Source organism: Sulfuricurvum sp. RIFOXYD12_FULL_44_77, from assembly GCF_001830725.1.
GTDB lineage: Bacteria > Campylobacterota > Campylobacteria > Campylobacterales > Sulfurimonadaceae > Sulfuricurvum > Sulfuricurvum kujiense_A.
On the sequence record NZ_MIBU01000056.1, the window covers coordinates 1 to 14511 of the forward strand.

13 protein-coding genes are annotated in these 14511 nt (G+C 44.5%); 5 read left to right on the forward strand and 8 right to left on the reverse strand.

Annotated elements, in window-relative coordinates; all coding sequences use genetic code 11:
- Positions 1-133: 133 nt before the first annotated feature.
- Positions 134-856: an ATP-binding protein gene (locus A2517_RS02680; RefSeq protein ID WP_294893866.1), complete on the reverse strand. Its 723-nt coding sequence runs from the start codon at positions 854-856 to the stop codon at positions 134-136.
- 99 nt (positions 857-955) lie between these two features.
- Positions 956-1483: a YaeQ family protein gene (locus tag A2517_RS02685; RefSeq protein WP_294893868.1), complete on the reverse strand. Its 528-nt coding sequence runs from the start codon at positions 1481-1483 to the stop codon at positions 956-958.
- Between the two features lie 66 nt (positions 1484-1549).
- Between A2517_RS02685 and mnmH the strand changes: the two genes are divergently transcribed.
- The 5 genes from mnmH to A2517_RS02710 are packed head-to-tail and all read left to right on the forward strand — an operon-like array spanning position 1550 to position 5545.
- Positions 1550-2575, forward strand: coding sequence for a tRNA 2-selenouridine(34) synthase MnmH (gene mnmH / locus A2517_RS02690; RefSeq protein WP_294893870.1), 1026 nt, complete (start codon positions 1550-1552; stop codon positions 2573-2575).
- Complete coding sequence (selD, locus tag A2517_RS02695; RefSeq protein ID WP_294893872.1) at positions 2559-3593, forward strand: selenide, water dikinase SelD; 1035 nt, start codon at positions 2559-2561, stop codon at positions 3591-3593. The genes mnmH and selD overlap by 17 nt, the downstream gene beginning before the upstream one ends.
- A 4-nt stretch (positions 3594-3597) precedes the next feature.
- Positions 3598-4689: a transglutaminase family protein gene (locus tag A2517_RS02700; RefSeq protein ID WP_294893874.1), complete on the forward strand. Its 1092-nt coding sequence runs from the start codon at positions 3598-3600 to the stop codon at positions 4687-4689.
- Positions 4686-5297, forward strand: coding sequence for a sulfurtransferase TusA family protein (locus A2517_RS02705; RefSeq protein WP_294893876.1), 612 nt, complete (start codon positions 4686-4688; stop codon positions 5295-5297). The genes A2517_RS02700 and A2517_RS02705 overlap by 4 nt, the downstream gene beginning before the upstream one ends.
- The gene (locus A2517_RS02710) at positions 5285-5545 is read left to right on the forward strand and encodes a heavy metal-associated domain-containing protein (RefSeq protein ID WP_294893878.1); all 261 of its coding nucleotides are present in this window, start codon (positions 5285-5287) and stop codon (positions 5543-5545) included. Before A2517_RS02705 ends, A2517_RS02710 begins: the two co-directional genes overlap by 13 nt.
- Before the next feature lie 155 nt (positions 5546-5700).
- On the opposite strand, the gene A2517_RS02715 is transcribed toward A2517_RS02710, so the two are convergent.
- The 6 genes from A2517_RS02715 to A2517_RS02740 all read right to left on the reverse strand — a co-directional run.
- Positions 5701-7641, reverse strand: a complete 1941-nt coding sequence (locus tag A2517_RS02715) for an AAA family ATPase (RefSeq protein ID WP_294893880.1) — start codon at positions 7639-7641, stop codon at positions 5701-5703.
- 321 nt (positions 7642-7962) lie between these two features.
- Positions 7963-8163 carry a hypothetical protein gene (locus A2517_RS02720; RefSeq protein WP_294893883.1) on the reverse strand — a complete coding sequence of 67 codons (201 nt, stop codon included), beginning with the start codon at positions 8161-8163 and terminating at the stop codon, positions 7963-7965.
- A gap of 296 nt (positions 8164-8459) precedes the next feature.
- The gene (gene acs / locus A2517_RS02725) at positions 8460-10418 is read right to left on the reverse strand and encodes an acetate--CoA ligase (RefSeq protein WP_294893885.1); all 1959 of its coding nucleotides are present in this window, start codon (positions 10416-10418) and stop codon (positions 8460-8462) included.
- A 12-nt stretch (positions 10419-10430) separates the two neighbouring features.
- Positions 10431-11045, reverse strand: coding sequence for a 3'-5' exonuclease (locus A2517_RS02730; protein WP_294893887.1), 615 nt, complete (start codon positions 11043-11045; stop codon positions 10431-10433).
- Positions 11045-12868: a putative nucleotidyltransferase substrate binding domain-containing protein gene (locus A2517_RS02735; protein ID WP_294893889.1), complete on the reverse strand. Its 1824-nt coding sequence runs from the start codon at positions 12866-12868 to the stop codon at positions 11045-11047. The genes A2517_RS02730 and A2517_RS02735 overlap by 1 nt, the downstream gene beginning before the upstream one ends.
- 3 nt (positions 12869-12871) lie before the next feature.
- Positions 12872-14511 (reverse strand): cation acetate symporter (locus A2517_RS02740; protein WP_294893891.1); only part of this gene is annotated, 1640 nt, incomplete at its 5' end.

The following is a 14511-nucleotide window of genomic DNA, read 5'->3' on the forward strand; positions in this document are numbered from 1 at the left end:
CCCAACTCAACTATCTTCGCGAACAGCAATGCGATGAAATACAGGGGTACCATTTCTCCAAACCTCTCCCGAAAAAAGCTTTTGAAGAGTTTAGAAAGAAATACGCCTATTAACGTTTGGAAGAGATAAAGAGTTACTCGTCGATAAAGACGATGTCGCTTTGAATGTTGTTAAAGAGGAGAGAGCGGTTATCGACACGGTGCTGATAAAGAAAAGTGTTCGGTGCCATTGAGCGGAGCATCGTCGTGTTGTAATAATAGGCATTTGAACAGCGCCCGATAAAGAGAAACGAGAAAAGAAGTTTGATACGGGGATTTTCAAACATCTCATGCGGCTGTGCCAAAAAGGTGAGGCCGAATTTTTTAAGGTTGACGAGGTCGAAGATGTAAAACATAAAGTCTTCGAATTTGGTATAGAACCCTTCCAAACTCGCGATCTCTTGCATAATGTAATAGTAATTTTCCAAAAGTTCCCGCTTTTGCATCATTTGGGAAAGCTTACTTTTGATCTCCCGTTTGCTTGCAAAAAACGAAGGGCTGACCGCCATATAAATATTTTTACGTTCCGCAATGGCAGCATCCAAAGCGGCATTAAACGCATCGCTCTCATCAAAACACATGTAATAAAATTCACTGCTGATTTTAAATTTCTCCTCAACCTGATCCGGTGTCGGATTCGAAAAATCGAGATAAAGGGTAGGAATACCGCTATCGATGACGAAAGCACGGATTTTATTGGCAAGATGCGTTTTACCTGAACCCGGTTCGGCAAGGATAAGGGTATTTTCGCGCAATACGCGATCTTGTAGTTCGAGGGTAGCGATAGAACTTTTAAATTTTCCAATTTTTCGTTTCATAGGTTTATCCGTAATAGTGAGATAATAGTGGGGATAAGTATAGCTAAAGGTAACGAATTTAGAGATAAAGGGCGAAGATGTGTGGAGAATAGTGACGTGTTATTGCCACTGTTCTTGTAGTATTGTAACATCTCCACGCTCACTGTGAAAACTGAGTTCTCCGTCGCTGATGTTGCATTGCAGACGCATGGAGCGTTCACACAGCTTCTCTATCTCTTCAGCGTGCAGATGGATCACACGAAGATTTTTAAACCGCTCATACGTCGCACCGTATTGTCTCCACCACGCGGTGGCGCTTTTGAGGTTATAGGTGTAGACGATCACATTTTCCGCTCGTCCGCACGCTTTGCGTAACCGTTTCTCATCCATCTGTCCCAAATCGATCCACAGCACGATGTCACCGCTGTAATCTTTCTCCCACAGTTCGGGTTCATCGTCTCCGCCGATCCCTTTGGTAATGACCAGCCGATCGGATGCGTTGAGGGCAAAAGCTGCGAGACGGATCATCAGTCGCTCATCGGTCTCGGAAGGGTGCTGGGCTATCGTAATCTCATGGGTCTCGTAGTAGTTGCGATCCATATCGGCGATACTGAGTTGTACTTTGTAAATCGTCGAACCTGCCGCCATGAGAACTCCCTTGTAAGTGTGAAATTATGGCATAAGGGGGCTTATAAAGGAGCTATTAGCGGAGAAATGGTAAAATGCGAAATGATACAAACCATACCGATTGAAACCTTTTTAGAATCTCACAATACCTATGACCTCATCATCGATGCGCGAAGTCCGCACGAATACGGTGAATCTCACGTCCCCTCAGCACAAAATTTTTATGCGTTAAATGATGCGGAACATCACGAAGTCGGCACCATTTACAAACAAATTTCCCCTTTTGAAGCACGCGTCAAGGGAGCTTCATACGTCTGCCTTAATGCGGCGCGCCATATTCACGATATCTATCCTGCATTCACCCCGAACTCGCGAATCGCGATCTATTGTGCGCGCGGCGGCATGCGCTCCTCTTCGCTGGGGACTATCCTCTCAAACATCGGCTACCGAATCGACCGCGTGATCGGAGGGTATAAATCGTACCGAACCTTTGTCACCGGTTATCTGGATACTCTCCCACCGCTCAATTTTATAACCCTTGGCGGAAATACGGGATGCGGCAAAAGCGATCTCCTAAATGAACTGGACAACGTCATCGATTTGGAAAAAATGGCGAACCACTACGGTTCGGTCTTCGGCGATGTCAACGGTGCCCAGCCGAGCCAAAAAGAGTTCCAAAATCGGCTCACCCATGCTCTCCTTTCCCTAAAACCTGAAAAAAAAGGGTTTGTCGAAGCCGAGAGCAAGCGAATCGGAAAAATCATGCTCCCCTCTTCTTTATACAAGCAGATGGAATCAGGGTTCCGCATTGAAATCACCGCACCTATAGAGCAGCGTGTGGAGCGGATCATGCGGATGTACGATTCGATGGATGAACACTTTTTCATGGAACGGATGGAGCGGATCTCCCCTTACATCAGCCGTGACGATAAAACCTCCGCTATCGCCGCATTTGAGAACGGTGATTTACCCAGAGTTTCCGAGATATTATTGACCCAATATTACGACAAAGTCTACAAAGTAACCATCAAACCCGATATGAGCATCCACAACGATGACCCGCTCAAAACACTCGACATTCTCAGAGGGATTCAAGATGAACAACAGTGCTAAGCTGACAAAATTCGTCCGCGCTTCAGGATGCGCCGCCAAACTCTCCCCCGGCTCGCTCGAAGACGTCACCTGCCATCTGAAATCGTTTCATAAAGATCTCCTCGTCGGATTTGAGGGGAATGAAGATGCGGGGGTTTATCGGATCACTGATGATTTGGCGATGGTGCAGACGGTCGATTTTATCACCCCCGTGGTCGATGATCCCTTCATCTACGGTCAAATCGCGGCGGCTAACTCTCTGAGTGACGTCTTCGCGATGGGGGGCGATGCCAAGACGGCACTCAACCTCGTCGGATTTGACGGCAAGAATCACCCGACCGAAGTGCTCACCGAGATTCTACGCGGAGGGCAGAGCAAAGCACAAGAGTGTGGAGCGATCATCGTCGGCGGACATACGATAGAAACCCCTGAGATGCTGTACGGTCTCTCATGCACCGGATTTGTCCACCCCGATAAAATTCTCCGTAACAACACAGCTCAGGTAGGGGATTTGATCGTCCTCACCAAACCTCTGGGATTGGGGATTCTGATCACCGCGATCAAAGCCGACCTACTGGATGAGCCAACCGTGATGAAGGTCGCGGAGACAATGCGCACCCTCAACTATAAAGCCTCACTCATCGCACGGGAGTTTGATGCTCACGCGTGTACCGATGTGACGGGATTCGGCTTTTTAGGTCATTTAGCGGAGATGAGCGGAGGCACTAAAACGATAGAAGTAGAGTGTTCCGCCGTCCCGTTTTTCGCCGAAGCGGTTCCGATGGCATCAATGGGGATCATCCCAGCGGGAAGCTATGCCAACAAAGAGTATCTCGAATCCAAAGTACACTTCAAACGTGATGTCGGAGCCGATATGGAGATGATCCTCTTTGATGCGCAGACATCAGGGGGACTTTTGATCACCGCTACCCCTGAAAATGCTCGAAAAATTGCCGAACGGTGTCTAAACGAGGGGATACCTGCTGTGATTGTTGCTCAGGTTGTCGCTAAAACCGATACCGATATTATTGTAGGATAAACCCATGCACCGACGCGAATTTATTAAAAAATCAGCACTTACGGGGGCGATTTGCCTCACCCCCTCTTTTCTCACCGCCTCTTCAACACCGACGCTCAAAGAGGGACTTGCCCTCTATACTATCCGTTGGAGTTTTGATCTCTCTGCCCATAAGGATAAACAGTGCGCCCTATGGGTTCCCCTCCCCTCTGATATCAACGGATTTCAGCGCGTAATCGAGTTTGGAAACACAACCAACGCAGAGAGCCATTTCGAGAGCGATCACAACCGTTACGGCGCCCGCACCTTTTATGCCCATTGGGATAAAAGTGCCGTGAGCAAAACCCTCAAACTGAGTATGAGTGTAGCACTGAGAGATCGCCAATGCGATTTCCGCCCCAAACGGATCTGTCCCGAAACACTCGAAAAAGCGAGAGAGTTTTTAGCCCCCTCAGCGCATATCCCCACCGACGGAGCCGTTGCCAAAGTTGCCAAAAATATCACAGGAGCGGAAAAAGATCCCCTCAAAAAAGCCCGCAAAATCTACGACTGGATTGTGGCGAACAGCTACCGCGACGAGAGTGTCCAAGGGTGCGGTGTCGGAAGCCCCAATGCTATGCTCTCCCAACTCGAACAGGATGGGCGTATGGGGGGAAAATGCCTCGATATGTCGGCACTCTGCGTTGCATTGATGCGCGCCAGCGGTATCCCCGCGCGCGAGGTGATGGGAATACGGGTCGGAGCGTCGCGTCTCTCTCCTGCCTTCGGAGCGGGAGAAGACAATACCAAAGCGCAACACTGCAAGGTGGAATTTTTTATCCCCAATATGGGGTGGATACCGTGCGACCCTGCCGACATCACCAAACTGGTACTCAAAGAGAAGATTGAGAAAAACTCCCCCCGCGCACGCGCGCTCGCCGATAAATTCTTCGGCTTTTGGGAGAACAACTGGATAGCACTCAACCACGCCCGTGATTTCGATCTCTACCCCGCCAATACCCAAGGCTCCCTCGACTCATTCGGCTACCCGTACGCCGAAGTGGACGGCGAATACCTCGACCCCTTTGAACCGAAAAGCTATCGCTATACCTTCCACTCCCTCAAAGGTGCCGAATGATCCTCGACTGCCGTGATATGGATTGCCCGCGTCCCGTACTGGAGACGAAAAAGGCACTCGACGCCCTCCCCTCAGATGCAACCCTCACCGTAGAGGTCAACACCCTATCAGGACGGGAAAACTGCAAACGGTTCGCCCTCTCACAGCACTGTACATTTACCGAAGAGTCTCTAAGCGATGGAGCGACACGCCTCATTATCGTCAAAGGGAGAGGATACGTTGAGCTTAGTGATGAGGAGAATCCCGTCGATGTTATGATGCAGCAGGAGCGGCGCAGTGCGGTACTCGTGCTGTTCGGTGCACTCATCACGGCACTTCTCTCCGCCTCATGCTGTATCATCCCGACCCTTTTTATGGTCTTCGGCATCTCCTTCGCAGGGGTTATCAATGTTCCTGAGCTCAACAGCTATCGGTGGCTATTTACCGCCTTTGCCGTCTTGATGCTGAGCATCGGTTTTTACCAAATGGTGATCAAAAAGCAGATCGAATGCGATTGTGCCCCAAGCCTCACCTCTAAAATTCTCCTGATCCTTTTTTGGGGACTCTTTCTCTTTAGCCTTGCCGCCCTCTTCTATCCCTATTATGAGGTGTTGATATGGGGAAAATAGCCCTCAGCTTGCTTCTATTGACCTCTCTCGCGTACGCCAAAGAGTGGAGGCTCCATATCAACGGAATGCACTGCATCGCCTGCACACTGGCGGTCAAAAAAGCGCTGATGGGTGTCTCAGGGGTTCAAGAGGCAAAAGTGAATTTCAAAAATGAGAGTGCGATAGTCATAACGGATGAGAAGGTTACGCTTCGGATGATGCAGGATTCCGTGGCACAGACAGGGTATAGTGCAATAGCGCAGAAATAAAGACGTTTAGAGTTACGCGGCTACCGTTGCACCAAATCCAAACTCTACCCGAAAATCGGTTGCTTGCACTTTTGGAATCACCGTATTTTATTCGTCAGTGGTACATTTGATGTAATCGGCTTTGCTTAAAAAACAAATGTATAACGTTTTAGATTTCATTTATATAAAGCTAATAAAGTATCAATCCATTTTGGGATATTTGATTCATTCGATAAACTTGAATATATTTTTGCTATCTCATTTTTAGTCTCCAAGCTTTCCATAATATAATCATATATCTTTTGTTTTTCATCTTGACCTTTAATATCTTGAAGCTTTAAAAAAGCCAAATCTTTTGATACTTTTGCATATTTTGACTTTTCATTAAATTGAAAATATGTAATTATTTCTTTAATTTTTGGATCATTCTCATTTTCAATATGTTTATTAATCGCATCAAAATACACTTTTGCATTAAGGCAATCTTCCATTTCAGTTTGATCATATAACCCTGATTTTTCCAATGGAAGCAGCTCTATTTCATCTTCATTAATTTGTAAACGTCGAATATATAATTTTTTGTTTTTATCATTTCCAATATTTGAATACCCTTCAAAATTAACTCTTTGTTTGTCTGAATCAATTAAACATACAATAGTCCCATTTAGGGTTTTCTGTTCACTTTTTTCCTGAACAGGAACACTTAAATAATTAAAAAGTTTAATAACATTACCAGAACCACCAACTGGTAAAATAATTGTATCTGTTCGTTTTTTGATTTCAAAAAATGTTTTTAAATACTGAGCATCATCAGCACCTTCACATATCAACCAATTTGTTTTTTTTGTTCTACTTAAAGATAGGATAGATGTTACTAAATCAAAATAACTTTTAATTTCTATATCATCAGGCATAGCACCACGATTATCAAAAGCTAATGAAAGGTCAAATACGCTAACGGTATCTTCTTCTTTATCTATATGACACCATGTACCTGATTCAGCCAATGGAATGAATCCATACCAATGTGTAGTTATTAAGGTCTGATATTGATAAACATTTGCAAGATTTGAAACTCTCAAAAATTGTTCAAAACATGCGGCTGTATTTAAAGATGCTTCTGGTTCATCTAAAGCAAAAATTACTTCGTATTCAGGTTTATCAGGCTGCGTTAAAAACGCATATGCTACATCTATTAAAGCTGTTCTTTGTTCACCGGAACTTAAAATATCTAAATCTTTTGTTGTTTTTTTTAGACTTATTGTTGCAAAGTATGTATCAATAATTTTTTCTCTTATGATTTTTGTCGATAATTTTTGCGCTACACCTTGACTAGTCTTATAACTATATTGATCATCTATTTCTGACATAGATTTATTGATATTTTTAATAAAATCTAATAGTTTTTTATTGATAAAACTTACTATACTTTCTTTACCATCAATTATTTTACTATCAAGAACACTATCGATTTCTGATACTATATCTTTACCCATTAGATATTGCATTTTTGTAGAATAAAGTTTAGTCGCCTCACTAACAGAAGTTTCTACTGGAAAATAAATATATGCATACGAATCCCATATTTCTTTGCGTAATTTTTCAATATGCAGTTTAATGTCAATATCAGGCACTTCTGTCGCAAAAAATGTATTCAATGTTTGCACACCGAAAGGACTATCAATTTTCGACGCATCAAGGTCTTTTTCATATGGAAGATAAGGTAAGCATATGAGATAATATTTACTAATATCTATATTTTTTTTCAATCCATCTTTAAAATTAACAAACTCTTGTAAAGCAGGTATATTACTTGCATCTTTTTTTGAAAACTTCCATAAAATATCACCTAGGTCAGCAAACATTTTTTGTTTATATTTTGATTTTTCTAAAAGAAAAATGGGTGCTATAAGTGCTTCATCTCTTTTTCCATTTTTGAGCAAGTTCCAATCTCTATCAGTATTAAAATAATAATCTAATACTTCTAGTATGGCAGATTTTCCTGCACCATTAGCTCCCGAAAAAACAGTGAACTTATTGTTTGAATCATTTGATAAATGAATATAATTCAAACCATTATAATTTTTATATGCTCGTAAAAACAATCCAATAACCATTTATTTGCCTTTGTTTCACTGATTTTTAATACGTCTGTCTGTACCCCAAACTTCAAAAGTATCTTAGGAAGGACATCATCGAATATTTTATACATTTGAAGATAGGAAAGATTCTTTGAGAGTTGGCTTGTGGATATGAGTTTAGTTTCTGTCATCAATATTCTCATTATCCTGTTTTTTTTCGTAGGAACAGAATAGCTAAAAATTATAGAAAAAGCAAATATTGGGGAGATGGATTCCGTGTCGTGGCACGGAATGACGGGAAAGAGGAATCACCCTTCGACAAGCTCAGGGCGAACGGGGATAAGCCTTAGCACACTTTTACTCCAAATTAGGACGGCGTGCCGCTGACCAATCGACAAATTTAGATATATCCTCACCGTTGTCAAATGCTTTCTCCAACTCTTCTGTAATATCTTCATGCACTACGATTTCTATTCCATCTTCTTCAAAATGTTTCAACAGCCATAAAACGTTCTCAAATATTTGCTGATTTTGGAAATTAAGGGTTAATGATTGCATTCTATTACTCCTGCATCGATGAAGTATTATAACACTTTGAAGGGAAATAGTTGAATGTGATTTAGGGGGGCAAGGGGCGTAAACCCCTTGGCTACACTCAATTGAGCATAGGTGCAAAGATGCACATAAGCAGTAGTGTGAATAGAAGCTTATCCATAAAGACCCCCTCGTTAGATTTTTGGGGGGCAAAAAAAAAGGTCGAGGGGTAATTAATCCCTCGACCCTTGCCGCTCCATTAATCTAACGAAAGCTCTATTCACGAAAAAATTATAGCATATTTTTTACTATTGTAAAACTTACCCTTTGACTTTCGCTTCGATCGTCGCAACGATACTTGGATCTTCGAGAGTTGAGATATCCTGAGTGATCGCTTCACCTTTCGCGATAGAGCGAAGGATACGGCGCATGATTTTTCCTGAACGGGTTTTCGGCAAGCCCGGTACGAAAACGATGTCATCACAGATAGCGATGTTACCGATCTCTTTCATAATCACTTTGTTGATCTCTTTAACCATCTCCATCTCTTCACCGACGGTGTCATCGCTTTTGAGAACGATGTAGGCGAAGATTCCCTCACCTTTGATGTCGTGCGGTTTACCTACAACGGCTACTTCCGCGACGTTCGGGTGTTTTTTACATGCCGCTTCAACTTCGGCGGTTCCCATACGGTGACCGGATACGTTGATAACGTCATCGGTACGTCCTGTGATGGTGATGTATCCGTCTTCGTCGTAGATTGCGCCGTCACCTGTGAAGTATACCGGCTGTCCGTCTTTTTTGACATCACCGAAATACGATTTCACGAAACGCTCAGGATCGCCCCAGATTCCGCGAATCATAGACGGCCAAGGACGGGTTACACACATATAACCTGGCTCACCTGCTTCAACTTTGATACCCGTTTGAGGATCAAGGATTTCGGCGATGATACCCGGAAGAGGGAATGTCGCACAAGCAGGTTTGATCGGAGTCGCACCCGGAAGAGGAGAGACGATATGTCCTCCCGTTTCCGTTTGCCAGTAGGTATCGACGATCGCACATTTGCTTCCGCCGACTGCTTCGTAGTACCATTTCCATGCCGGAGGATCGATCGGCTCACCGACGGTTCCGAGAACTTTAAGAGAGCTGAGATCGTATTTAGCCGGCTCATCTTCACCCATTTTGTGCAATACGCGGATTGCGGTCGGAGCGGTGTAGAATTGGTTGATTTTGTACTCTTCGACCATTTTCCACGGACGTCCCGCATCCGGATAGGTCGGAACCCCTTCGAACATAATCGTAGTCGCACCCATCGCAAGTGGTCCGTAGACGATATAGGTGTGTCCGGTAATCCAGCCGACGTCTGCCGTACACCAGTAGGTGTCGTTTTCTTTGACGTCAAATACCCATTCCATCGTCATTTGCGCCCAAAGGATATACCCCGCAGAGTTGTGTTGAACCCCTTTCGGTTTTCCGGTAGAACCTGAGGTGTAGAGGAGGAAAAGAGGGTCTTCCGCATCCATTACTTCCGCTTCACATACGCTTGATTGGTATTTGATCAGTTCGTTGTACGAATAGTCGCGTCCCGCAACCCAAGTAACATCTTCGTTATTACGTTCAACCACGAGAACTTTTTCAACCGGAGATTTTTCATCGATCGCTTGGTCAACGACCGGTTTGAGCATGTACGGTTTATCTTTACGGTATGCACCATCAGCCGTGATGACCAATTTCGCCTCGGCATCTTCGATACGATCTTTCAACGCTTCAGAAGAGAATCCGCCGAATACGATGGAGTGGATCGCACCGATACGAGCACATGCGAGCATTGCGTACGCCGCTTCAGGGATCATCGGCATATAGATGACAACACGGTCCCCTTTTTTGACATGGAACTCGTTTTTCAAAAGGTTGGCAAATTTATTGACGTTGTAATAGAGCTCGAGGTAGGTAATGATTTGTTTGTCACCGCGATCCCCTTCGAAAATGATCGCCGCTTTGTTTTTGCGTGAGCTAAGGTGACGGTCGATACATTGGTGGGCAACGTTGAGTTTCCCGTTCACAAACCATTTGTAAAACGGTGCATTACTCTCATCGAGCACCTGAGTATAGGGTTGAAACCAGTCGATTTTTTCATTGGCAAAATTGCCCCAAAATCCCTCATAATCTTCAGTTGCCCATGTTTGTAAATCATGGTACTCACACATATTTTTAATACGGGCATTTTTAGCGAACTCTCGGTTCGGTTGAAAAGTTGGTTTTACGATATCGCTCATAGGTAAGGCTCCTTAGTGTAGTTTAAGTGTATTTTTTAATTTTATGTAGACCATTGCGGTCATAATCGCGTCATTCAACGCATTGTGCTGACCCATCCTCGGGATATTCAAATCTCGAAGGATTGTATCAAAGCGCAAATCAATATTTCCTTGAGGAATCAGGGCAATTTTTTTATCAAAATAGAGTCCTGAAACTTCAATCTGTTTGTTGGGAAGAGTGATCCCTAACCACGGCTTGATGAGACGATTTATCATAGCCATATCAAACTCTAAATAATACCCAACCAAAGGGCGGTTTCCGATAAATTCGAGAAACTTTTTTGCCCCTTCTATCGGGTCAATGCCGTTTTCCAAATCACACGGTCGGATGTGGTGAATTTTAATGCTTTCAACACTGATTTCGTTAGAAGGCTTTAGAAAAATCTCAAAGCTCTCCGACGTCAGTATCCGATCCCCTTTGACCTTGACCGCACCGATACTGAGTACCGCATCTTTTTTGGTATTTAATCCCGTTGTTTCCGTATCAAATACAACAACTTCGTCCCCGACGTAAGGGTCAAACATCCACGCGTAATTTTCGTCATTTAATCCTCTTCTGTTCCATGAACGTTGGAGTGAAGCGAACATCAGACCACCATACCCAAATGGAAATGGTAGGTCAAAAACTTTTTAAACGTGTTGACGATTTTAAACGCATCTTTTAGGAGATCACGTTCGGCCTTAGAGAGTAATTTCGGATTGACGTAATTTTGTTCATCACTCCCCTGCTTCTGTGCAAGGATAAAACGGAGCCGAATACTCAGCAACGTATCATACGCTTCGATCAACTCACTCGCATACGCTTTATCAAATAGCCCGAGGTTATTGAGTTCCTTGATCCGCTCCGTCGTATTGGTGTGGGTAATTTTATGCTCCAAAGAGAGGATTCGGATACCGTGAACTATCGCGAATATCCCCCCCTTTTTAATATCAAATTCGCTTCCATGCTCGGCACGTCCCAAAACGAATCCCGAAAATAGACTCAAAGGGGTTTCAAAAGCCAAAGCGGCTTTCGCTAAATGCGCCAGCATATCGCTTCGCCCTTCAAACTGACCAAAGAGCGAATCTCGACACACGTTTAAAAGTTTCTCATCTCCCGCGACACACTGAGCGTCCAGAAAAATCGATAATCCAATCAACGACTCTTCGTTAAGGGTGTCAACCCACTCCTCTATCAGCTTTTGATAATCCGATACGCTTCTGCGCCAGTAAGGATTTGAAACCATCACATTGCCGTTGCATTTCGGGAATCCCAACTGAAGCAGATGCTCATTGAATTGCATCATATACGGTTCAAAAGTCTCCTCATCTTCTCCATCTCGAATAATGAGAGCATTATCCTGATCGGTACGGAGAATCTGTTCTCCTCGCCCTTCGCTCCCCATGATAATCAGGGCGCATTTCTCTTGAAGCGACGCGGGTACGACCATCTCGAATACTTTACGATACACTTTAGCATTGAGCTCGCTGACAAGTTTGGAAACATACCGAACCCGAACCCCTTTGGAGGTGAGAGAACGCACCAAATGGGTGAGAGAACGCTGTGCATTTTGAAGCTCGTCAATACTCACCGCACGATCGATCGACGCGGCGATAAGATGGGTATGATTGGCAAAATGGCTCAAAAGATCGAGCTGTTCCAATATCCCGACGATTTTTTCGCCGTCGTTTACTACCAACCGCTTCACTCCGTGTTTGGTAAAGAGCAGTAATGCGTTAAAGAGAAAATCGCTTCGCTCGATACTAATCAAACCGTACGTGGCGATATCTCCGATAGGGTCACTGCTGCTTTTGTCCGCCAATAAAACTTTCTCACGAAGATTCGTATCGGTTACGATACCGACCGAATCCCCCTCCCGAACCAATATGACATTCGCATTTTGATCTGCCATTTGTCGCAGAGCTTCACGAATCGGGGTATGCGCCTCAACAAAACACGGGGTATGGAGATAGATCTCGTCGACACGGGAGACCATAAAAGGGGTCAATTCATTTTGGTGCTGACGCTCTTTTAGGTTTTGGTGTTTGGTGATGAAATCTTGCATAAAGTAGTTTTGAAACGGTTCGACATCTTGGAGGAGGTTAAGAAAAGATTCTTTGGGGAGTTCATAGCAGATGAGATCTTCGGCGACACTAAAGGTGCTTTGGGTATTTCCGTATATAAGGGAGTTCGCGTCAAAGCTGTCGCGCTCCCCATACACATTTTGGAGTTCACCCTCGATGGTTTCGTTGACAATGCCTTTGATAATGATGTAGAGGGATTCCGCCCTCACCCGAGGAGCGATCAGAACCGTCTCCTTTGGGTAATAAGCGATGTCCATCTGGGTCATCAATTTTTCAATCATCCTCTCCCCAAGAAGGTCGAAAGGATGGATTGACATCAATAGTGCTTTTTGGTCAAACAGACTCATAGGTTAATGCTCCACCGCACCCTCAGCACCGATACCCGTTTGTGAACGGATATATTGTGCTTCGTACGCCTCTTTCTCTTTTGCCGCATTATCAGATTTGTCGGTAATCGAGAAGAACCAGATTCCGATAAACGCTGCACTCACAGAGAAAAGAGCCGGATATTTGTAAGGGAAAATTGCTTCCGCATTTTTTAACACATCCACCCAAACGGTTGGCCCAAGTACCACAAGTACTGCCGCTGTCAATAATCCCAGTGATCCACCGAGCAATGCACCGCGAGTGGTGAGTTTTGACCAATACATAGAAAGGAACAAAATCGGGAAGTTCGCAGATGCTGCGATAGCAAACGCCAAACCAACCATGAACGCAATATTTTGATCTTCAAACGCAATACCGAGATAGATTGCTACGATACCCAAAATAACGGTTGAGACTTTAGAAACTTTCATCTCCATCATTCCATCCGCTTTCCCTTTACGGATAACACTTGCATACAAATCGTGTGAAATCGCAGATGCACCGGCCAACGTAAGACCCGAAACAACCGCAAGGATCGTTGCGAATGCAACAGCTGAGATAAATCCGAGGAAGAAATCGCCGCCCACTGCGTGAGAAAGGTGAATTGCCGCCATATTGTCGCCGCCGAGGATCGGAGCACCGCCGTCAACTGCTTGTTTCGCAAGGTCAAGATATTGTGGGTTTTGGAAAACCATAACGATCGCACCGAAACCGATGATAAACGTCAAGATATAGAAATACCCGATGAAACCTGTCGCATAGAAAACCGATTTACGTGCCTCTTTTGCATCGCTAACGGTGAAAAAGCGCATAAGGATATGGGGAAGACCCGCCGTACCGAACATCAACGCAATACCGAGAGAAATCGCTGAAATCGGGTCACTGACCAGTCCGCCCGGAGCCATAATAGAGGTTGTCTCTTTCATCTGTACCGCAGTCGCAAACAAGGTTTCGAAGTTAAAGTCATAATGAGCCATAACCGCAATCGCCATAAATGTAGCACCGGAGAGGAGCAAGAACGCTTTGATGATTTGAACCCACGTTGTCGCCAACATTCCACCGAACGTTACGTAAAGGATCATAAGGACACCGACAAGGATAACCGCGATCTCATAATCAAGACCGAAAAGAAGTTGGATCAATTTACCAGCTCCAACCATTTGAGCGATCAAATACAATACAACGGTCAAGATTGAACCAAACGCCGCCAATGTACGGATAGGAGTTTGACGCAAACGGTACGATGCAACGTCTGCAAAGGTGTATTTACCGAGGTTACGGAGCTGTTCAGCTACCATAAACAAGATAATCGGCCAACCGACCAAGAATCCGATGGAGTAGATGAGTCCATCATACCCTTTCGCATAAACGAGGGCAGAAATACCCAAAAACGATGCCGCAGACATGTAGTCTCCCGCGATCGCCATACCGTTTTGGAATCCTGTGATCCCTCCGCCGGCCGTATAGAAATCTTTTGCCGTTTTGGTACGTTTTGCCGCCCAATAAGTGATCCCCAGAGTTGCCCCTACGAAGATCAAGAACATAATAATCGCTGACATATTCAGTGCTTGTTTTTCAACTTCTCCAGTTAACGCCTCGCCTGCGAACGCCGCAAAGCTAGTAA

Bases quoted from the DNA above. Each gene is read 5' to 3' on its own strand.
- A2517_RS02680 (WP_294893866.1), bottom strand. From the start codon at position 856: ATGAAACGAAAAATTGGAAAATTTAAAAGTTCTATCGCTACCCTCGAA.
- A2517_RS02685 (WP_294893868.1), bottom strand. From the start codon at position 1,483: ATGGCGGCAGGTTCGACGATTTACAAAGTACAACTCAGTATCGCCGAT.
- mnmH (WP_294893870.1), top strand. From the start codon at position 1,550: ATGGTAAAATGCGAAATGATACAAACCATACCGATTGAAACCTTTTTA.
- selD (WP_294893872.1), top strand. From the start codon at position 2,559: ATGAACAACAGTGCTAAGCTGACAAAATTCGTCCGCGCTTCAGGATGC.
- A2517_RS02700 (WP_294893874.1), top strand. From the start codon at position 3,598: ATGCACCGACGCGAATTTATTAAAAAATCAGCACTTACGGGGGCGATT.
- A2517_RS02705 (WP_294893876.1), top strand. From the start codon at position 4,686: ATGATCCTCGACTGCCGTGATATGGATTGCCCGCGTCCCGTACTGGAG.
- A2517_RS02710 (WP_294893878.1), top strand. From the start codon at position 5,285: ATGGGGAAAATAGCCCTCAGCTTGCTTCTATTGACCTCTCTCGCGTAC.
- A2517_RS02715 (WP_294893880.1), bottom strand. From the start codon at position 7,641: ATGGTTATTGGATTGTTTTTACGAGCATATAAAAATTATAATGGTTTG.
- A2517_RS02720 (WP_294893883.1), bottom strand. From the start codon at position 8,163: ATGCAATCATTAACCCTTAATTTCCAAAATCAGCAAATATTTGAGAAC.
- acs (WP_294893885.1), bottom strand. From the start codon at position 10,418: ATGAGCGATATCGTAAAACCAACTTTTCAACCGAACCGAGAGTTCGCT.
- A2517_RS02730 (WP_294893887.1), bottom strand. From the start codon at position 11,045: ATGTTCGCTTCACTCCAACGTTCATGGAACAGAAGAGGATTAAATGAC.
- A2517_RS02735 (WP_294893889.1), bottom strand. From the start codon at position 12,868: ATGAGTCTGTTTGACCAAAAAGCACTATTGATGTCAATCCATCCTTTC.